This is a genomic window from Kitasatospora sp. HPM-01-4, assembly GCF_051374625.1.
GTDB lineage: Bacteria > Actinomycetota > Actinomycetes > Streptomycetales > Streptomycetaceae > Kitasatospora.
The window spans coordinates 821,375-840,965 of record NZ_JBPQGP010000005.1; the positions used below are offsets into that span (position 1 = coordinate 821,375).

A 19,591-nucleotide genomic window follows, 5' to 3' on the forward strand; every position below is an offset into this window, starting at 1 on the left:
ACGGGAGTCGGCAGACGGGCGCCCGTGCACACTCGCACAGACTTTGCCTGCGGCCGCCTCGCTCAAACCGTCCCTGACCGGGACCTGCCAGAGACCAGGATCCGCCCGGCCAGGACCCGCACAGCGAAGAACCGCCCCGGGATGCCGTGCACCCAGGGGCGGTTCGCCCGTCCGCCGACCGCGTCCGCCGGCCGACCGTGTCCGATGGAGCGACTGCGCGCTCGGCGGACGTCCGCTCAGAGCTCGTGCGCCATGAGGATCTCCTCGACGGCCTCGCGTGCGCGGGCCGCGTCCTCGGGGACGAGGCCGATGCGGGTGCGGCGGTCGAGGATGTCGGCCAGGTCGAGCGCACCCTCATGGGTGATGGCGTATTCGATCTCCGCGCGGGTGACGTCGATTCCCTCGGCGATCGGCTCCAGCGGGCGGTCGACGCTCGCGGCCTCCACGACGCTCCGGGCCGCACCGCCGTGCCGGGCGACCAGGGAGGCGGACAGGCCGGTGGTCGGTGCGCTCTCCCGGTGCGCGGGGGCGCCGACGAGCGGCAGCCGGTCGGTGCGGCACGGCCCGGCGGCCAGGCCGCGGACCCTTACCGCCTTGTCCACGGCGTCCTGGGCCATCCGCCGGTAGGTGGTGAGCTTGCCGCCGACCACGGTGATCACGCCGGACGGCGCCTCGAGTACGGCGTGGCGGCGGGAGATGTCGGCGGTGTTGCCGCCACCGGTGTCGATCAGCGGCCGCAGCCCGGCGAAGGAGCCGCGGACGTCGTCCCGGGTCAGCCCGACCTTCAGGGCGGTGTTGACGGTCTGCAGCAGGAAGTCGATCTCGTCCTCGGTCGGGCGGGGCTCGTCCGGGATCGGGCCGGGCGCCTCCTCGTCCGTCAGACCCAGCACCACCCGGCCCAGCTGCTGCGGCAGCGCGAAGACGAACCGGCTGGTGGAGCCGGGAACCGGCACGGTCAGCGCGGCGGTCGGGTGGCCGAAGGCGGCGGCGTCGAACACCAGGTGGGTGCCACGGCTGGGCCGGAGCCGGATCGAGGAGTCCACCTCGCCGGCCCAGACACCGGTGGCGTTGACCACCGCACGGGCGGAGACGGTGAAGGACTCGCCGCTGAGCGTGTCGGTGAGCCGGGCCGAGGTCCCGGTGACGTCCTCGGCCCGGACCCTGGTGAGCACCCGGGCGCCGTACTGGGCGGCGGTGCGGGCGATGGCGAGCACCAGGCGGGCGTCGTCGATCAGTTGGCCGTCGTGTGCGACCAGCGCGCCGCCGAGGCCCCCGGTGCGTACCGAGGGCACCAGCCGGGCGGTCTCGGCCGCACCGATCCGCCGCACCCTGGGCAGCAGCCGCGCGGGCGTACCGGCACTGAGGCGCAGCGCGTCGCCGGCCAGGAAGCCGACGTGCACCAGCGCGGCCTGGCTCCGGCTCACCGAGGGCAGCAGCGGCACCAGTTGGGGCAGCGCGCGGATCAGGTGCGGTGCGGTGCGGGTCATCAGGATGCCGCGCTCCACGGCGCTCTCCCTGGCCACCCCGACCCGGCCGGAGGCCAGGTAGCGCAGGCCGCCGTGCACCAGCTTGGAGCTCCAGCGGCTGGTGCCGAAGGCGAGGTCGCGCGCCTCGACCAGGACGGCCTTGAGGCCGCGGGAGGCGGCGTCGAGGGCGACGCCCGCGCCGGTGACGCCGCCGCCGATGACGAGGACGTCGATGTCGGCGCTCTCGGCGAGCGCGGCCAGGTCGGCCGCGCGGCGGCGCGCGTCGAGGGTGGTGCTGGGTGCGGTCATGGCGCGAGGTATCCGTTCAGGGCGGTGGCCAGTTCGCGGCGCCAGGCCTGCTCGGGGAGCAGCTGCGCCACCATGCGGTGGGACTGGACGGTGGACTGGGCGATGAGCAGCACCATCGCGGCCAGCTCGGCCGGCTCGCCGGCCCGGATCGAGCCGTGCCGCTGGCCGGCCTCGATCGCGGTGCGCAGGGCGTCGAGCATCCGGTACTGGCTGGTGCCGAGGCGGTCGAAGACGTACTCGAACAGCGTGTCCGAGTCGGAGTGCAGCAACGCCCCGAGCACCGGGTGGTCGCGCAGCCGGACGGCGACCTCGACCACTCCGGCCACGAAGGACTCCCGATCCTCCCCCGCGGGCTCGACGTGCTGGTAGGTCCCGGCGATCTCGCGGGTGAGCAGTGCGCCGATCACCGCGCGTACGTCGGGCCAGCGCCGGTAGACCGTGGGGCGGCTGACTCCGGCGCGGCGGGCGATCTCGGAGAGCTGGGTGCGCTGGACGCCGAGCTGGACGATCAGGTCGGCGGCGGCGTCCAGGATGGCGTCGTCGGTGCTGCGGGGCTCATCGTTACGACTTGACATGATGCGTAATACTGTAACGCATGGCACCTGAAGCACAGTCAAACCCCGCGATCCTGCCGCCTCCCCCGATGAAGTGGGACGCCTGGGGTGACCCGGCCCGCGCCAAGCCGCTCCCGGACGACATCAAGGGGCTGCTGGCCGCCGCGCTCGGCGTCTCGGGCGACGGTCTGGACGAGGTGACGGTCGATCAGATCAGCCTGCGGCCGTCGGCGTTGACCGAGGACGACCGCATGTCCCTGGCCGGGATCGTCGGCACCCGGTGGCTGAGCACGGCGGACGCAGACCGGCTGCCCCGCTCCGGTGGCAAGTCGACCCTTGACCTGCTGCGCCGCAGGAGCCGCGAGGTGCAGAACGCGCCGGACGCCGTGGTGCTGCCCGGCAGCGAGGACGAGATCGCGGCCGTCCTGGCACTCTGCGCCGAACGCCGGATCGCCGTGGTCCCCTTCGGCGGCGGCACCAGCGTGGTCGGCGGCGTCGACCCGGAGCGCGGCGGCTTCAACGCCGTCATCTCGCTCGACCTGCGCCGCTTCGACCGGTTGCACACCCTGGACGAGGTCTCCGGCGAGGCCGTGCTCGGCGCCGGCCTGACCGGCCCGCAGGCCGAGGAGCTGCTCGCCGCCCGCGGCTTCGAACTCGGCCACTACCCGCAGAGCTTCCGGTACGCGACCATCGGCGGCTTCGCCGCCACCCGCTCCTCCGGCCAGGACTCGGCCGGCTACGGCCGGTTCGACGAGATGGTCCGCGGCCTGCGCGTGGTCACCCCGGCGGGCACCCTGGACCTCGGCCGCGCCCCCGCCTCGGCGGCCGGACCCGACCTGCGCGAGCTGTTCCTCGGCTCGGAGGGCGCCTTCGGTGTGATCACCGCCGTCCGCCTGCGCGTCCACCCGCTGCCCGCCGCCAAGGCCCACGAGGCGTGGAGCTTCCCGGACTTCGCCACCGGCGCGGCCGCGCTGCGCGCCGTCGAGCAGCAGGGCACCGGACCGACCGTGATCCGGCTCTCGGACGAGGCCGAGACCTTCGTCAACCTGGCCATGACCGAGAAGATCGGCGGCGGTCAGGTCACCGGCGGCTGCCTGGCCGTCACGGTCTTCGAGGGCACGGCCGCACAGGTCGCCGCCCGGCACGAGGCCACCCGTACCGCACTGCTGGCCGCGGGCGGCACCTCGCTCGGCGCCGAACCCGCCGAGGCGTGGGAGCACGGCCGGTTCGACGCGCCGTACCTGCGCGACTCGTTGCTCGCCGCCGGCGCGCTGTGCGAGACGCTGGAGACGGCGACGGAGTGGGCGGGCCTCGGCCGGCTCAAGGCCGCGGTGACCGAGGCGCTGCAGAGCGCACTGCGGGCGAGCGGCACCGAGTCGATGGTGATGTGCCACATCTCGCACGTCTACCCGACCGGCGCCTCGCTCTACTTCACCGTCGTCGCCGCCCAGCAGGGCGACGCGATCGAGCAGTGGACCGCCGTCAAGCGCGCCGCCTGCGACGCGATCATGGCCAACGGCGGCACCATCACCCACCACCACGCGGTCGGCGCCGACCACCGCCCGTGGCTGGACCAGGAGATCGGCGAGGTGGGCGTCCGCATCCTGCGGGCCGTCAAGGACGCCGTCGACCCGGCCGGGATCCTCAACCCCGGCAAGCTGATTCCATGAACCCGGGCCGGGGGCCCGTGACTTGGGGGGTGCGCATGAGCGAGCGGATCAGTAGCGGGGCCGCCTGGCGGAGCCACCGGCGAGCGAGGCGAGGGGCGGGGGCATGAGCGAGCGTAGCGAGCGAATCAGAAGCAGGGGCGTCTGGCGAAGCCACCGGCGAGCGAAGCGAGGGGCGGGGGCATGAGCGAGCGTAGCGAGCGAATCAAAAGCAGGGGCGTCTGGCGAAGCCACCGGCGAGCGAAGCGAGGGGCGGGGGCATGAGTCGCCAGGTGGTACTGCTGTCCAACCCGGCCGCCGGCGACGGCCATGCCGAACGGGCGGCGGCCAGGGCCGCCGCCCGCCTGCGCGAGCACGGGATCGGGGTGCTCGGCATCACCGGCGCCGACCCGGCCGACGCGCTCCGCCTGGCCCGCGAGGCGGTCGCCTCCGGGGTGGACGCCCTGGTGGCCGTCGGCGGTGACGGCATGATCCACCTGGCGCTGCAGGTGCTTGCCGGAGGCGATGTGCCGCTCGGCATGGTCCCGGCCGGCACCGGCAACGACCAGGCCCGCGAGTACGGCGTGCCGATCGGCGACCCGGAGGCGGCGGCCGACGTCATAGCCGCCGGGCACGTCGCCCCCGTCGATCTGGGTCTGATCTCCGCCGAGGACGGCACCAGCCGCTACTTCGGCTCGGTGCTCGCCACCGGCTTCGACTCGCTGGTCACCGACCGGGCCAACCGGATGAGGTGGCCGCGCGGCCGGATGCGCTACAGCCTGGCCATGGCGGCCGAGTTGGCGAACCTGCGACCGCTGCCGTTCCGGATCACCCTGGACGACGGCACGGTGATCGAGCGTCCGCTCACCCTGGCCGCCGTCGGCAACACCCGTAGCTACGGCGGCGGCATGCTGGTCTGCCCGGGAGCCGACCACGGCGACGGGCTGTTCGACGCCACCCTGGTGGGCAGCATGCCGCGGCTGAAGCTGGTGCGGTTCTTCCCGAGCGTGTTCAAGGGCACCCACATCGGCCACCGGGAGGTGCACACGGTGCGGAGCTCCACCCTGCGGATCGAGTGCCCGGGCATCAGTGCCTACGCCGACGGGGAGTTCATCGCCCGCCTGCCCGTCGAGGTGAGCATCGCCCCGCGCGCGCTCGGGGTCATCGTCCCCGCCTGAGCGGGGCCGCTCCCGAGCCGGCCGTCCGCCGGTCAGCCCACCGAGTTGCGGTACTTGCGTACCGACAGCCAGGAGAACAGCCCGAGGATCAGCAGCGACCACAGCGCGGACGCCGCGACCGGATGCCGCATCGGCCAGGCGGACGCGCCGTCGGCCCCGGGGTTGCCGAACAGGTTCCGGCAGGCCTGCACCGTGGCGCTGAACGGGTTCCAGTAGGCGATCGCCTGCAGCCAGCCCGGCATGGTGTTCACCGGCACGAAGGCGTTGGAGAGGAAGGTGAGCGGGAAGAGCCAGATCAGGCCGCCCGAGGTGGCCGCCTCCGGACTGCGCACCGACAGGCCGATCAGCGCCCCGATCCAGGAGAAGGCGTAGCCCAGCAGAAGCAGCAGCAGGAAGGCCCCCAGCGCCTCGGGCACCCCGTGGTGCACCCTCCAGCCCACGAGCAGCGCCACGACCGCCAGCACCAGCAGGATGAAGGCGCTCTGCACCGCGTCGGCCAGGGTCCGCCCGGCGAGCACCGCCGAGCGCGCCATGGGCAGCGCGCGGAAGCGGTCCACCAGACCCTTGGTCATGTCCTCGGCGATGCCGGCGGAGGCCCCGGCCACCGCGAAGGTGACCGTCTGGGCGAAGATCCCCGCCATCAGGAACTCCCGGTAGCCGCCGCCCGGTACCTTGATCGCGCCACCCATCACGTACGAGAAGAGCAGCACGAACATCACCGGCTGCAGCAGGCCGAAGACCACGATCTCCGGTATCCGGGTCATACGGCGCAGGTTGCGTTTCGCGACCACCCAGGAGTCGCGCACCATCTGGACCACTCCGCCGCGCGGCTGCGGGATCCCGTGTCCCTGTGCCCCGTTGGTGACGATCGCCATGGTCATGCGTCCTTTCCGAATCCGCTCTCCTCGGCCGCGTGGCCGGTGAGGGAGAGGAAGACGTCGTCGAGGGTGGGCCTGCGCAGGCCGATGTCGTCGATGACGATGCCCCGCCCGTCCAGCTCGCGGATGACGTCGGCGAGCACCCGGGCGCCCCCGCTCACCGGCAGGGTGATCCGCCGGGTGTGCCGCTCCACGCTGAGCCGGCCCCTGCCGTAGGGCGTGAGCGCCGCGACGGCCGCACCGATCAGCCCGCGCTCGTGGACCACCACCTCCACCCGCTCGCCGCCGATCCCGGCCTTGAGGTCGTCGGCACAGCCGCGTGCGATCACCCGGCCGTGGTCGACCACGGCGATGTCGTGCGCCAGCCGGTCGGCCTCCTCCAGGTACTGGGTGGTGAGCAGCAGGGTGGTGCCCTGCGTCACCAGCATCTCGATGACCTCCCACAGCGCCAGCCGGTTGCGCGGGTCCAGCCCGGTGGTGGGTTCGTCGAGGAACATCACCGGGGGCCGCACCACCAGTGCGGCCGCCAGGTCGAGTCGGCGGCGCATACCGCCGGAGTAGGTCCTGGCCAGCCGGTCGGCCGCCTCGGCGAGGTTGAACCAGTCCAGCAGCTCCCGGGCGCGCGCCTTGGCGTCCCTGGTCCGCATCTGGTAGAGCTCGCCGACCATCTGGAGGTTCTCCCGGCCGGTGAGGTACTCGTCGACCGCCGCGTACTGGCCGCACAGGCCCATCAGGCTGCGGACCCGGTCGGGGTGCCTGAGCACGTCCACCCCCGCCACCTCGGCGCTGCCCGCGTCGGGCCGCACCAGGGTGGTGAGCACCCGCACCATGGTGCTCTTGCCGGCTCCGTTGGGGCCGAGCAGACCCAGCACCGTCCCCTCCGGCACGTCCAGGTCGACCCCGTCCAGGGCCCGTACGTCGCCGAAGGTCTTCACCAGGCCCTCGGCCCGGATGGCTGCCCTCATGTGCTTCTCCTCCTCCCGGTGGACCACCTGGCGACCGGCACTGACAGGACCTCTCATTCTGCTTTCCGGCGGGGGAACGGCCCGGTAGCCCACGCGCCCCACGGGCCGCCCGCGTCGGATCACGGCCGGTGCGGCCCGAGCGCGGCCGCGCTCCCCGGCACGGTCCGCGCGCGCCGAGCCCCCCGGAGGCGGAGGCTCCCGGGGTCCGCGCCCGCCCGGATGCGAGCCACCCGGGTGTGATGAAAGTCTGGGAGTGGTGCGCCCCGGCCCCGGGCTGAGCCCCGCGCGCCGGCCGACCGGAGGCCACCCCGTCGGCCCGTCCTCCGCACCGTGGTCAACACCGGATGCGTTCCCTGCCGAATCGAGGCGGTAGCAGTGGATCTCAGGATGTCGGTCGAAGACCGGGAGGAGTTCCTCGCGGGCCCGCACGTGGGGATCCTGGGGGTCGACGATCCTCGCGACGGCGCCGGGCCGTTACTGGTCCCGCTCTGGTACTCCTACCGGCCCGGCGGGCTGGTGACGATCCAGACGGGCCGGGAGACGATCAAGGCCCGGCTCATCCGCGACGCGGGCCGGTTCAGCCTCTGCGCGCAGGACGAGTCGGCGCCCTACCGCTACGTCAGCGTGGAGGGGCCGGTGGTGGCCGTGGAGGACCCGCTGCCGCCGGCCGAACGCGAGGAGCTGGCCCACCGGTACCTGGACGCGGACACGGCGGCGGCGTACCTGGCGGCCAACGAACCGCAACTGGCCGACGACGTCCTCATCCGCATGAGGCCCCAGCGATGGCGGACCGCCGACTTCGCCGCCTTCGCCAAGGAGTTCGAGCAGTAGCCTCCCGCGCCACGTGGACCGTGCGCAGCAGAGAGCGGTACATCCCGATGGACACCCGGACAACGACTCATCAGGCGGCGGCCGAGCACGCCGGAACGGTGCGGTATCCACGCGATCGCTGTCTCCACGACCTGTTCGACGCCTGGGCGGCGCGCCGCCCGCAGGCCACCGCCTCCGTCCAGCACGGCCGCGGCATCAGCTACGGCGAGCTCAGGACCCGTTCCGACGCGCTGGCCGCCCGGCTGCACGAGTCCGGTGTGCGCCACGGCGACAGGGTCGGAGTGTGCGGGGCCCGGTCGCCGGAGGCGCTGGCCGCCTTCCTGGGCATCCTGCGGACCGGTGCGGCGTACGTCCCGCTCGACGACACCTCACCGCCCGCGCGTCTGCAGGCGATGGCCGAGGACGCGGGGGTGCACACCGTCGTCACCCTGCCCGGCAGCGCCCGCCGCATCCGGCGCGTGCGTACCCGCATCGACCTGGGCAGCCTGCCGCCCGCCGCACCGGACGCGGTTCCGCGGGTGCGGGTGCTGCCCACGGACTGCGCCTACGTGATGTTCACCTCCGGCTCGAGCGGCCGTCCCAAACCGGTGGCGATCCCGCACCGCGGAATCGTCCGGCTGGCCGCCTCCGACCTGGTCGGCCAGCGGCCGCGGCCCGGTGAGCGGGTGCTGCACGCCTACGGACTCTCCTCGGATGCCTCCACGATCGAGATCTGGCCCGCGCTGCTCGCCGGTGCCTGCATCGTGATCGCCGACCAGGAGGAGCTGCTGTCCCCGGCCGATCTGGAGGCGCTGCTGCTCTCCGAGCGGGTCGGCATCGCCTATCTGACCACCGGGGTGTTCCACCACATCGCGCGCACTAGGCCGTCGGCGCTGCGGTCCCTGCGGTTCGCCTCGGCCGGCGGTGAGGCGATGGACCCGGAGCTGGCCCGCGCGATACAGGCGGCCTGCCCGGACACCACCGTGGTCAACTTCTACGGTCCGACCGAGAACAGCGTGGTCTCCACCGCCCACCTGGTGCACGACCTGCCACCCGGGACGGCGGCCGTGCCGATCGGCCACCCGTTGGAGAACTCCACCTGCCGGGTGCTGCGTGCGGACGGCACGCCCGCCGACGCCGGCGAGGAGGGTGAACTCCTCGTCGGCGGGGACGGGCTCGCGCTGGGGTACCTCGGCGACCCCGAGCTGACCGCCGAGCGCTTCGTCGACGACCCCGCCGAGCCCGGTACGCGCCTCTACCGCACCGGTGACCGGGTGGTCCGGCGCGCGGACGGCCTGCTGGAGTACCGGTCCCGGATGGACCGGCAGATCAAACTCCGCGGGCACCGCATCGAACCGGACGAGGTGGAGACGCGGCTGCGGGCGGACGACGCGGTGGGCGAGGCGGTCGTCGAACGGGACGGCGAAACCCTGATCGGATACCTGACACCGGCCAGCCCCGGTCGGGCGCTGCCCCTGGACCGCATCCGCGGCACTCTGGCCACCTGGCTGCCCGCGGCCGCGGTGCCCGCGCGGCTGGTGGAGGTCCCGCGGTTCCCGGTGACCTCCGGGGGCAAGGTCGACCGCCACCGGCTGCACAGGCTGGCGGCGACCGAAGCGGCCGCCCAAGCGGCGGACCGCCCCGGGCCCGGTCCGCAGGACACCCTGGCGCGGGTCTGGCAGGTGGTGCTGGGTGTGCACCCGGCACCGGACGACAGCTTCTTCGACATCGGCGGCGACTCCCTGCTGGCGGCCGAGGCCGTCACCCGTACGCTGACCGCCTTCGACCTCGACGCCCGGTACGGCCGCACCCTGGTCCACGGTCTGCTGCGCTCCCCCACCCTGGCGGACTTCACCGCCGCCGTCGCCGCCGTGAGGGACCGGCCGGGCGGGGCGAGGGCCGACACCGGCCCGGTGGACTTCGGCGCCGAAGCGCGGCTGGGCTTCACCCTGCCGCCGCAGCGCGGCCCGGAACCGGACTGGCGGCACCCCGGGGAGGTGCTGCTCACCGGCGCTTCCGGCTTCGTCGGCGCGTTCCTGCTGGCCGCGCTGCTGCGCCGCACCGGCGCCCGGGTGCACTGCCCGGTGCGGAGCCGGGACCGCGCCCACGCCCGGCAGAAGGTGATGCGGACCCTGGACCGGTTCGACCTCGCCACCGCCGAGGCCGCCGACCGCGCCGAGTGCTTCCCCGCCGACCTCGCCGAGCCCGGCCTCGGTCTGGAACCGGGCCGCGCCGGGGAGCTCGCCGACACCCTCGACCTGGTGATCCACTCGGCCGCTCAGGTCAACTTCCTCTATCCGTACGACGCGCTGCGCCGCACCAACGTGGAGGGCACCAGGGAGCTCGTACGGCTGGCGGCCGGGCGTGGCGTGCCGGTGCACTTCCTCTCCACCATCGCGGTGCTGGCCGGCTTCGGAACCGCCGGCGTGCGACACGTCGACGAGGACCTGCCGCTCGACCACGCCGACCGGCTCACCATGGGCTACGCCGAGAGCAAGTGGGTCGCCGAGGAGGTGCTGCGCGACGCCGCGGGCCAGGGCCTGCCGGTGGCGGTCTACCGTCCGTACGAGGTCACCGGCGACCGGCACACCGGCGCCTGCAACACCGACACCGCGATCTGCTCGCTGTTCAAGACGATCAGCGAGACCGGGCTGGCCCCCGACATCCCGCTGCCGCTGGACTTCGTCCCGGTGGACTTCCTCTCCGACGCGTTGGTGCACATCGCCACCACGCACCGCGCCACCCACCGGACCTACCACCTGACCAATCCCCGCGCGGCGAGCCTGCGCGACATGCTCGACCGGATGGACGCGGCCGGCCACCGGATCCGCCGGCTGCCCTACGAGGAGTGGGTGGGCGAACTCGTCCGCCATGTCGCGCAGCACCCCACGAGCCCCACCGCCCCGTTCGTCTCACTGTGCGTGGACCGCTGCAAGCAGGCCGACATGTCGGTCAAGGAGATGTACTTCGAGGGCACCTTCCCGACCGTCGGACGGGCCAACGTCGAACGGGACCTGGCCACTTCGGGCCTCGAGTGCCCTCCGGTCGACGCGGAGCTGCTCGACCGCTACCTGGAGTACTTCTATGCCACCGGCTACATCGAGCGCCCGTAGCCGGAGCGACCCGGAAGGGGCGAGCATGACCGCACAGCCACCCGGTGCGCGACGGGAGGGCCCCGAGGCGGACGTCCTGGACTTCCCGCTCCCGCCGCCGGGCACCATGGGGCCGCCCGAGGAGACCGCGCGGCTGCGCGAGAGCTGCCCCCTGGCCAGGGTCAGGATGCCGATGGACGCGACCGCCTGGTACGCCACGCGGTACGAGGACGTCCGGGTGCTGTTCGCGGACCCCCGGCTGATCAGGCCGACCATCAACGACTGGCCGTCCCGGCCCGGGCAGCCCGCGGACGACGGGCCGCGCCTGGTCACGATCGCCGAGCTCGACGGCCCCCGGCACGCGGCCCTGCGCCGGGCCCTGGCCCAGCCGTTCAGCGCCCGGGCCGTACGGGACCGCCTGCCGCACGTCCGCCGGCTCGCCGAGCGACTGCTGCGGGAGTTCCGCGAGGGCGGCCCGCCCGGCGATCTGGTCGCCGGCTTCACCGACCCCTTCCCCCTGCTGGTGCTGTGCGACCTGGTGGGCATCCCCTTCGAGGACCGGGACCGGTTCCTCCCGGTGCTGGAGGCGGCGCTCGGTGGAATGGTGACCTCGCAGGAGGGGCGCCGGGTCACCGGCCTGCTGCGCGGGTACGTGGCCGAACTGATCGTCCGGAAGCGGATGCGGCCCGGCGACGACGTCCTGACCCTGCTGGTCCGCCAGTGCGACGACGGGGCGCTGACCCATGACGAGGTGATGGCCTTCGGCCTGTCGATGCTCACCGTCGGCTTCGGCATCAGCAGCTTCTTCCTGGCCGACTCGGTGCACACCCTGCTTCACCGGCCGGACCTGTGGGCCCGCCTGCGCGACGACCGGGAGCTGATGCCCGCAGCGGTGGAGGAGTTCCTGCGCTACATGCCGGTGATGAACGGCACGGTGATCCTCCTGGCGACCGAGGACATCGACCTGCACGGGCGGACGATCCGCGAGGGCGACGCCGTCATCCCCGTGCCGGCCTCCGCCAACCGCGACGAGCGGGTCTTCGCCGACCCCGACCGGATCGACCTGGGCCGGACCGACGCGGTCACGGGTCACGGTGGGCATCTCGCCTTCGGCCGGGGCACCCACAACTGCCTCGGCGCCCACCTGGCCCGCGCCGAACTGACCGTGGGACTGGAGGCGTTGCTCGACCTCTTCCCACGGCTGCACCCGGCCGAAGGGCAGGAACCCGCCTGGGACGACGAATCCGTGACCAAGTCACCGCTGACCCTCCCGGTCGGCTGGTGAGGCCCACCCGGCCACCTCGCACGCGACCAGGGAGCACTGCCAGTGGACAGCACACCGCCGAAGCCCGCCACCGACCGGCCCGTCATCGATCTGCCCCTCCCGCCACCGGGGACCATGGGGCCGCCCACCCAGTACGGGTGGCTGCGCCGGAGGTGCCCGCTGGCGGAGGTCAGGCTGCCGATCGGCGCCACCGCCTGGTACGCCACCCGGTACGAGGACGTCCGGGACCTGATCGCGGACCCCCGGCTGATCAGGCCGACCATCAACGACTGGCCGCCCCGGCCCGGGGCGGCCGCCGGCGGCGAGCCGGGACTGGTCACGATGATGGAGCTGAACGGCCCCCGGCACGCGGCCCTGCGCCGCGCCCTGGCCGAGCCGTTCAGCGTCCGCTCCATCCGGGGCCGGCTGCCGCTCCTGCGTCGGTCGGCCGACCGGCTGCTGGACGGGTTCACGGCCGGCGGGCAGCCCGGTGACCTGGTCGGCGGCTTCCTGGAGCCCTTTCCGCTGCTGGCCATGTGCGAACTGGTGGGCATCCCCTACGAGGACCGCGGGTACTTCCTGCCCAGGGCGGACGCCGCCCTCGGGGCGATGCTCACCCTGGACGAGGGCCGCCGGGTCACCTCCCAACTGCGCGGCTACATCGCGTCGTTGCTCGACCGCAAGCGGCGCGAGCCTGCCGACGACATCCTCACCGAGCTGGTCCGGGCGTGCGAGCACGGCACCGTGGACGGGGAGAGCGTGGTGAACTTCGGGCTCTCGATGCTGGTCGCCGGCTACCGGACCAGCACCATGTTCCTGGCCGACGCCGTGGTGGCCCTGCTGACCACCCCCGGCCAGTACGCCCGACTGCGCGACGACCGCGGCCTCATGCCCGGCGCGGTGGAGGAACTCCTGCGCTACGTACCGGTCATGAACGGTGTCGTGGTCCTCCAGGCCGTCGAGGACATCGAGTTGCACGACCACAGGATCCACGCCGGGGACGCCGTACTGCCCGTCCTCGCCTCGGCCAACCGCGACGAGCGGGTGTTCGCCTCCGCCGACCGGCTCGACCTGTGCCGGGCCGACAACCCCCACCTCACCTTCGGCCGGGGTGCCCACAACTGCATCGGCGCGCACCTGGCCCGGGCCCAGATGACCGTGGGGCTGGAGGCGCTCCTCGACCGCTTCCCGCACCTGCGCGTGCCCGAGGGCCGCGGCCCCACCTGGGACGACGAATCCCCGAGCAAGTCACCGCTCGCTCTTCCCGTCAGCTGGTGAGGATGACGAGCTGCCGGGTCGCCCTGGTCATCGCGACATAGCGGTCGACCGCTCCTTCGACCCCCTCGCCGAAGGTCTCCGGGTCGATGAGGACGACCAGGTCGAACTCGAGTCCCTTCGACAGCTCCGGAGTCAGCGAGCGGACCCGGGGCTGTGCCCGGAACGTCTCACCCGCGATGTCACCGGCGCTGATGACACAGGCGGTCCCGTCGGCGTGCTCGGCGAGCCAGGTGTCGAGGATCGGGTCCAGCTCCGAGACGGATCCGCAGACGACGGGGACGCCGCTGCTGCGGATGGAGACCGGCACGTTGGCGTCCGGGAGCGCGGCCCGGATGACCGGTTCGGCTTCCGCCATGACCTCCTCCGGCGTCCGGTAGTTGACGCTCAGGCCGGCCACGCTGATCCGGTCGAGGCCGATCCGCCGGAGCCGTTCCTCCCACGACTCGGTGAACCCGTGCCTGGCCTGGGCCCGGTCCCCGACGATGGTGAGGCTCCGGGACGGGCAGCGGAGCAGCAGCATCTGCCACTCGGCGTCGGTCAGTTCCTGCGCCTCGTCCACGACGATGTGCGCGAACGGTCCGGCGAGCCGGTCCGGGTCGACGGCCGGCAGGGCGGTCTCGTCGATCAGGCTGTCCTGCAGGTCCCGTCCGCGCAGCATCGTCACCGCACCTTCACCGTCGTCGTCGGCCTGGAGCAGATGGTCGATGACGTCGGCCATGCGCTCGCGTTCGGCGGCGACGGCGGCCTTGCGCCGGCGCTCCCGTCGTACCGTCTCCGGGTCGCCGAGCCGCCGCCGTGCCGCGTCCAGGAGCGGCAGGTCGGAGACCGTCCAGGCCTGGGCGTCCTCGCGCTGCAGCTTCCGGACCTCCTCGGGGCCGAGCCAGGGTGCGCACATCCGCAGGTAGGCGGGTACCGACCAGAGGTCCGAGACGAGGTCGGCCGCTTCGAGCAGCGGCCACGCGCGGTTGAGGGTCGTGACCAGCTCTCTGTCCCGCGCCAGCGACCTCCGGAACAGCTCGGGCGGGACCTCGCCGTCGTCCTCGTGCTTGTCCGTCAGGATCGTGACCAGTTCCTCCCAGATCTGCTCACGCGCCTCGTTGTGCGGCGTCCCCGGTTCCACCGCGTCGAACGCGTCGGCCCAGTCGTCGGCACTCAGCCAGACGTCGGACCAGTCGGTCGTGACGGTCATCCCCTCACCGGGCGGCTCCTCGTAGATCCTCACGGCCGCCTCGATCGCTTTCACCATGTCCGCGGACGACTTCAACCGGGCCGCGTCGGGGTCGGTCTCGACCCCCGCCGCGGCGCCCTCGGCGACCAGGTCGCGCAGGGTGCAGGTCTGTACGCCCTCCTCGCCGAGGCTGGGGAGGACGTCGGCGACGTAGGCCAGGTAGGGCTGGTGCGGACCGACGAACAGCACGCCGCCGCGCCGCTGACCGAGGCGGGGATCGGAGTACAGGAGGTACGCGGAGCGGTGGAGGGCGACGACGGTCTTCCCGGTACCCGGACCGCCGTCGACCACCAGGGCGCCGCGGGAGCCGGCCCGGATGACGGTGTCCTGGTCGGCCTGGATGGTGGCGAGCACGTCTCGCATCCGGGCCGAACGGTGGCTGCCCAGAGTGGCGATGAAGGCGGACTGGTCGTCGAGCGCGGCGTGCCCCTCGAACCCGTCGGCGGTGAACACCTCGTCCCAGTAGTCGCTGATCCGGCCCCGGGTCCAGCGGTACCTGCGGCGGCTCGCCAGCCCCATCGGGTTGGCGTGGGTCGCCGCGAAGAACGGCTCGGCCGCGGGAGAGCGCCAGTCGACCAGCAGCCGACGACCCGCGCTGTCGGTGAGGCCGAGCCGGCCGATGTACACGGGCTCGGGGTCGTCCGCACCCACGATGTGTCCGAGGCACAGGTCCAGACCGAAGCGACGCAGGGCCCGCAGGCGACCGGTCAGCCGGTGGATCTCCGCGTCCCGGTCCATCGCCTCCCGGCCGGCACCGCCGGGCGCCCTGCGCGCCGCGTCGAGGCGGTCGGACAGTTCGGCGATCGCCTGCCCAAGGCTCTTCTCGATGGCGGTGAAGTGCCGCTCGTCGGCGGCGATCAGCGCCGGGTCAGCCTTGAGGGAGAGGTGGTCGGGGAGGTGGAACGCACCGGCCGTCTGGGAATTCATGTCATCAGCTCCGTTCCGAGATCGCTGCCGCGAAGTCGGGCGGCGGCGCACACCCGCGCCACCGCGCCGGCTGCCCGCGCCCGCGGCGCGAGTCCCGACCACCCGCCGGACGTCACCGCACGACCGGTGAACCGGCAACACCACACGCACTTCGCGAAGCTTTCGTTTCCGCATGTTCTGGCTTCGGCGAGCGATTCTGCGGCATGACCGGGGCCTTGCCGCAAGGCCCCCGGTGCGCTATAAGTTGAGAGTGGCAAGGAGTGGATTCCCTCCTTGCCTTTGTCATTCGCCCTCTTTCGTCCGCGCCTTGGCCGTCCGCCCCTCTGACGTTCACGGTGGGCAGTGCAATCGTCCGGGAGTTCTCAACCGGTGACTCTGAGCGGCGACTTCGCGGAACCGGGCGATCGACGAGGCTCGCGACCACGACCCGGCATGCCCCCCACTCCCGCCCGGATGACAGGTGAGAACCCCCACCTCGCCGCGGTGTGCGCGGTCGCCTGCGACCTGCACGTGGCCCGGTGACGGCCACGACCGCGGGCCGGCCTGTCCTGCGCTCGGCCGGCCCGCTGTCAGGGCTCGATCAGGCGATCGTCGCGCCGCGCTCCTGCGCCAGAGCCTCCAGACCGTACCGGGCCACGTGCTCCGCGTTGCCCAGGTCGATCGTCCGGATACCCTCGGCGGCCAGCCGCTCGTTGATCTCCTCCAGGTGCTGCTGGACGAGCTTCTTCTCGGCGTCGGTGATACGGCCCTTGTGCGGCTTGCCGGCGTGCTCCAGGCTGGCGTAGTTGACCCGCTCCCTGGCACCGGCCGGCACCGCGGACTGGCCCGGGATGCTCCGCGCGACCCGCTTGGCGCCGCGCAGCACCTCGGCCATCGGCGCCGCCGACGCCAGCCGGTCGAACGCCTCGGCCTCCATGACGACCGTCTCCGGCTCATCCGCGTCCGGGCGGTGAAGCTCGATCGTCACCAGGTCCAGCGCCAGATCCTTCACCTCCGTCAGCTCCCCGGCAAGCGCCTCGATCTCGACCGGACCGCCTTCCAGGTCAGGGTGCTGACGGACCACGATGCGCACCAGGTCGCCGTCGTCCTCCGCGTGCTTACCGGTCAGATCCGAGAACCGGATGATCTTCTGGCCCATGTCTTCCTCTCTTGCCCCTAAACGATCAGCCGAGAGCCTACGCGTGAATTGATCTACGGCTGATGCACTGCCACATCGGTCGGCCTGCCGACCCTCACCGATGGTTGCCCAGGTCGGCCCAACCTCTCACCGCCCTAGGCGAGTTCTGGCACACGATCCGCACCGCCCGGGAACTCGGCGTACGCCCCGAACCCGCCGACCTCAAACTCTGCGGCTGCCCGCACATGCTCGACTTCCGAGGCCACTTCTCCACCAAGACCCGCCAGGGCTCCACCACCCTCGCCGACCTACGACAGGCACGGGCCGACTGGCAGCGCGCGCAGGCTCGAGACCGGTGCGGTGGAGCGGGCTTTGCTCGGTGTCCTGCCCGGGTTGGGGTCGGGCATGGCGAGGCGGGTCGCACGCTGGCCCGGCGACGGGGCAGCTACCTTCCTTCCTGCCCACCCCGGCAGGTTCCCGCGCGCAGCGGCGTCATCCACTGCGGGAGCAGCCGCCACGTACCCTCCACCGTGTAGCTCACGTGGAACAGTCGGCCGATCAGCATCCTCACCCGAGCCAGCGTCTATCGTTGGCCCTCCCATCCGTGGACCAACGGGCCGCGCTCCAACTCCCGCACCAGTCTGGCGATCTGCCCCTCGCTGAGCCTCGACCGTCCCGGCGGCCCCTTGGACAGGACCCGGCCTCGCCGCGCTCGCGCCACTGACAGCGCCACTGCTCCACCGACCACTCGCTGACCCGCAAGGCATCAGCGATCTCCCGGTTTCTCTCCCCGCCCTCGAAGCGTTCCACGGCCTGCAGCCGGACCCGCTCCCACGCAGCCGTCCCAACGCCGGTCAACCCGCCGCCCTGTGCGTATCTCACGACCTCAGGGCCACCGGAACGGACCGGACGCTGTCAGACGAACAACTCGGATATCACCCAATCAAGTTCAGTACCTGGCGCTCACTTCGCTGGCCACGATGATCCGGCCGCCGGCCTTCCTGACGGAGCGGCTGACTCGGGCCTTCTCGTCCGGCAGGACGGAAAGCATCTCGCCGGTAGGGACGATGATGGTGTCGGCCTCGCCGTCAAGGAGCATCTGGAGCGCGTAGGCGAGCCCTCGGCGCTGGTCGGGTTCGGTGGCGCCTTCATCGTCGTGGATCACGCCCGCGAGGTGCAGGCCCGACTCACGAGCGATCCGCTCGCACATCGCTCGCCGGGTGACGATGGGCTCGTCCTTGGCGGTGCACAGGTAGACGACGGCGGTGGGCTGCGCTGGCTTGGTCATCTCTTCGATCCATCTCAGTTCGGTGCGACACAGGACCGTTGGTAAAGCTGTGTCGGTCCGTGCCGTTCGTGCGGCTACTGAGATCGTCGGGCGTCGGCGCCGGGTGGCCCAGGAAAGTGCGGGGTCAGTTCGCCCACCACTCGGTATGGATCTGATGCGTAGTGTCTCTACCGGGCTGGTCAGAGTTCGACGGCGAGAAAGTCGGCGAGTTCGACCAGTTGCGGTGACAGGCCGCGCTTGCGTCGGGTGACGAGGGTGGTGGCGATGTCCCGGGCGTATCGCTGGTAGCGCAGCCACTCGGGTGCGGCCTGCTTGATGCCCATCAGGATCTCGGTGGCCGGGGCGTAGTCGCGCTGTTCGGTGTGCGCGGCAGCGAGGTCGAGCAGGTGGCGGTTACGGTTGTTGGAGGTGGAGCGGGCGGGGGCGGTGACCTGTCCGGAGAGCTGGAGGGCCTTGCCGTACTCGCGGAGGACCATGGCGTTCTCGACCTCCTTCATGACCACCGTGTTGGGGCCGAAGGTCGTCCAGTACTCGTGGTAGTCGATCACGTCCCGGCCGACCAGGATGGCGGCGGCCTTGGCCTGCCGGATCATCTCGTCCGCCTCCGCGGTCCGGCTGTTGCGGACAGCCGCAGCCGATCCCCGCAGCAGCAGCCAGCCCCAGGTGCCGAGGTGGCTGGCGGTTGAGTGCCGGAAGGACGGTTCGATGGCGTCCGCCGTGGCGACGGCCACGTCCTCGGCCTCATCGAAGCGGCGCTGGCGAAGCAGCAGCCAGCACAGCGAGACCACGGCCGACGCACCGAGCACCTGGTTTCCGCTCCGCTCGGCCAGGTCGATGGCCCGGCTCAGCGCCTGGTAGGCGAGATCGTCATGGCGAAGGTGGATCAGAGTGGACCCCGCGAGCTGGTACGCCTGCGCCTGCATCTCCAATGCCGCCAACCTGGCTTCGCCATCCACCAGTTCGGCGACCTGGGCGGCCTCGGTCAGCACACTCGGCAGTGCTCCGAGTGTGGCCGCGTAGTCGTCACCCTGGTAAAGGCGGTTGCCTTCGCGTACCGATGCTCGGACCCCGCTGATGGTCGGGGCATCGTGAACGTCATCAGCATGGGCCACCCGGCCCAGGCCCCTGGCGGGTGTGATCACCCGACGGATCGCCAGAATCCCAGCCGGATCCACCTCCGGGGCAACCGGAGCTTCGATCGGACCGGTCTGCATCAGATCCGTCGTCTTCACACCCAACGCCTGGGCAAGCTGGCGCAACGTACCCATCCGGGCGCTCTCGCGGTCGTTGCGCTCCAGCTTCCGGATGGTCGCCACCGACACCCCGGACGCTTCGGCGAGCTGTTCCTGAGTCATGCCCCGGCGTCGGCGCAACCGCCCGATCCGGTCCCCGATGCTCTCCGCCATGGCCACCCCCGCACCTGACTTCGTTCCTCACCAACGGTACGCCGCCCTGCAAAACCCCAGCGTGAACAGCGGGAGACCGTAGCCGACCGGGTGATCGTGCTCGCTGAGCTCCGGTGGGCACGGGCCGACTGGCAGCGCTTGCAGGCGGGACCCTCGGCCACCGGAGCGGACAACACCTCAACGCT

14 protein-coding genes and 2 pseudogenes are annotated in these 19,591 nt (G+C 72.4%); 7 read left to right on the forward strand and 9 right to left on the reverse strand.

Translation table 11 applies throughout. The annotated features are described in order from the left end of the window. Positions 1-236 precede the first annotated feature (236 nt). Together ACSMTC_RS03375 and ACSMTC_RS03380 are read right to left on the reverse strand one after the other, a co-directional pair. The gene (locus tag ACSMTC_RS03375) at positions 237-1,775 is read right to left on the reverse strand and encodes a glycerol-3-phosphate dehydrogenase/oxidase (protein ID WP_436558132.1); all 1,539 of its coding nucleotides are present in this window, start codon (positions 1,773-1,775) and stop codon (positions 237-239) included. Beyond that, complete coding sequence (locus tag ACSMTC_RS03380; RefSeq protein ID WP_436558133.1) at positions 1,772-2,350, reverse strand: TetR/AcrR family transcriptional regulator; 579 nt, start codon at positions 2,348-2,350, stop codon at positions 1,772-1,774. Before ACSMTC_RS03380 ends, ACSMTC_RS03375 begins: the two co-directional genes overlap by 4 nt. 20 nt (positions 2,351-2,370) lie before the next feature. Here ACSMTC_RS03380 and ACSMTC_RS03385 point away from each other — a divergent pair, with 20 nt between their 5' ends. Beyond that, positions 2,371-3,999 (forward strand): FAD-binding oxidoreductase, encoded by a 1,629-nt coding sequence (locus ACSMTC_RS03385; protein ID WP_436558134.1) that lies wholly within the window; start codon positions 2,371-2,373, stop codon positions 3,997-3,999. Between the two features lie 257 nt (positions 4,000-4,256). Continuing rightward, complete coding sequence (locus ACSMTC_RS03390; RefSeq protein WP_436558135.1) at positions 4,257-5,153, forward strand: diacylglycerol kinase; 897 nt, start codon at positions 4,257-4,259, stop codon at positions 5,151-5,153. Positions 5,154-5,185: 32 nt separating this feature from the next. Here ACSMTC_RS03390 and ACSMTC_RS03395 read toward each other — a convergent pair whose 3' ends face one another. Both ACSMTC_RS03395 and ACSMTC_RS03400 read right to left on the reverse strand, forming a co-directional pair. Continuing rightward, positions 5,186-6,028: an ABC transporter permease gene (locus ACSMTC_RS03395; protein ID WP_436558136.1), complete on the reverse strand. Its 843-nt coding sequence runs from the start codon at positions 6,026-6,028 to the stop codon at positions 5,186-5,188. A gap of 2 nt (positions 6,029-6,030) precedes the next feature. Beyond that, positions 6,031-6,996: an ATP-binding cassette domain-containing protein gene (locus ACSMTC_RS03400; protein ID WP_436558137.1), complete on the reverse strand. Its 966-nt coding sequence runs from the start codon at positions 6,994-6,996 to the stop codon at positions 6,031-6,033. A gap of 387 nt (positions 6,997-7,383) precedes the next feature. Here ACSMTC_RS03400 and ACSMTC_RS03405 point away from each other — a divergent pair, with 387 nt between their 5' ends. The 4 genes from ACSMTC_RS03405 to ACSMTC_RS03420 all read left to right on the forward strand — a co-directional run bounded on the left by ACSMTC_RS03405 (position 7,384) and on the right by ACSMTC_RS03420 (position 13,440). Beyond that, a complete protein-coding gene (locus ACSMTC_RS03405) occupies positions 7,384-7,827 on the forward strand; it encodes a pyridoxamine 5'-phosphate oxidase family protein (protein WP_436558138.1) in 444 nt (147 codons plus the stop codon). A 98-nt stretch (positions 7,828-7,925) separates the two neighbouring features. Beyond that, a complete protein-coding gene (locus tag ACSMTC_RS03410) occupies positions 7,926-10,919 on the forward strand; it encodes an amino acid adenylation domain-containing protein (RefSeq protein WP_436558139.1) in 2,994 nt (997 codons plus the stop codon). A gap of 25 nt (positions 10,920-10,944) precedes the next feature. Next, on the forward strand, positions 10,945-12,183 hold the full coding sequence (locus ACSMTC_RS03415) for a cytochrome P450 (RefSeq protein WP_436558140.1): 1,239 nt from the start codon (positions 10,945-10,947) through the stop codon (positions 12,181-12,183). Positions 12,184-12,225: 42 nt separating this feature from the next. Then, on the forward strand, positions 12,226-13,440 hold the full coding sequence (locus ACSMTC_RS03420) for a cytochrome P450 (protein ID WP_436558141.1): 1,215 nt from the start codon (positions 12,226-12,228) through the stop codon (positions 13,438-13,440). Here the strand turns inward: ACSMTC_RS03420 and helR are convergent. Then, positions 13,430-15,595 (reverse strand): RNA polymerase recycling motor ATPase HelR, encoded by a 2,166-nt coding sequence (helR, locus tag ACSMTC_RS03425; protein WP_436558142.1) that lies wholly within the window; start codon positions 15,593-15,595, stop codon positions 13,430-13,432. The two genes, ACSMTC_RS03420 and helR, sit on opposite strands and share 11 nt — an antisense overlap. A gap of 580 nt (positions 15,596-16,175) precedes the next feature. Further along, complete coding sequence (locus ACSMTC_RS03430; RefSeq protein ID WP_436558143.1) at positions 16,176-16,733, reverse strand: hypothetical protein; 558 nt, start codon at positions 16,731-16,733, stop codon at positions 16,176-16,178. A 155-nt stretch (positions 16,734-16,888) separates the two neighbouring features. Here ACSMTC_RS03430 and ACSMTC_RS03435 point away from each other — a divergent pair. Beyond that, a pseudogene (locus ACSMTC_RS03435) lies at positions 16,889-17,059 on the forward strand (replication initiator); the annotation flags it as partial. A 134-nt stretch (positions 17,060-17,193) separates the two neighbouring features. Here ACSMTC_RS03435 and ACSMTC_RS03440 read toward each other — a convergent pair. The 3 genes and pseudogenes from ACSMTC_RS03440 to ACSMTC_RS03450 all read right to left on the reverse strand — a co-directional run. Continuing rightward, positions 17,194-17,594, reverse strand: a pseudogene (locus ACSMTC_RS03440) (helix-turn-helix domain-containing protein); the annotation flags it as partial. Positions 17,595-17,661: 67 nt separating this feature from the next. Then, on the reverse strand, positions 17,662-18,000 hold the full coding sequence (locus tag ACSMTC_RS03445) for a hypothetical protein (RefSeq protein WP_436558144.1): 339 nt from the start codon (positions 17,998-18,000) through the stop codon (positions 17,662-17,664). 179 nt (positions 18,001-18,179) lie between these two features. Next, positions 18,180-19,406, reverse strand: a complete 1,227-nt coding sequence (locus ACSMTC_RS03450; protein WP_436558145.1) for a helix-turn-helix domain-containing protein — start codon at positions 19,404-19,406, stop codon at positions 18,180-18,182. Between the last annotated feature and the right edge of the window lie 185 nt (positions 19,407-19,591).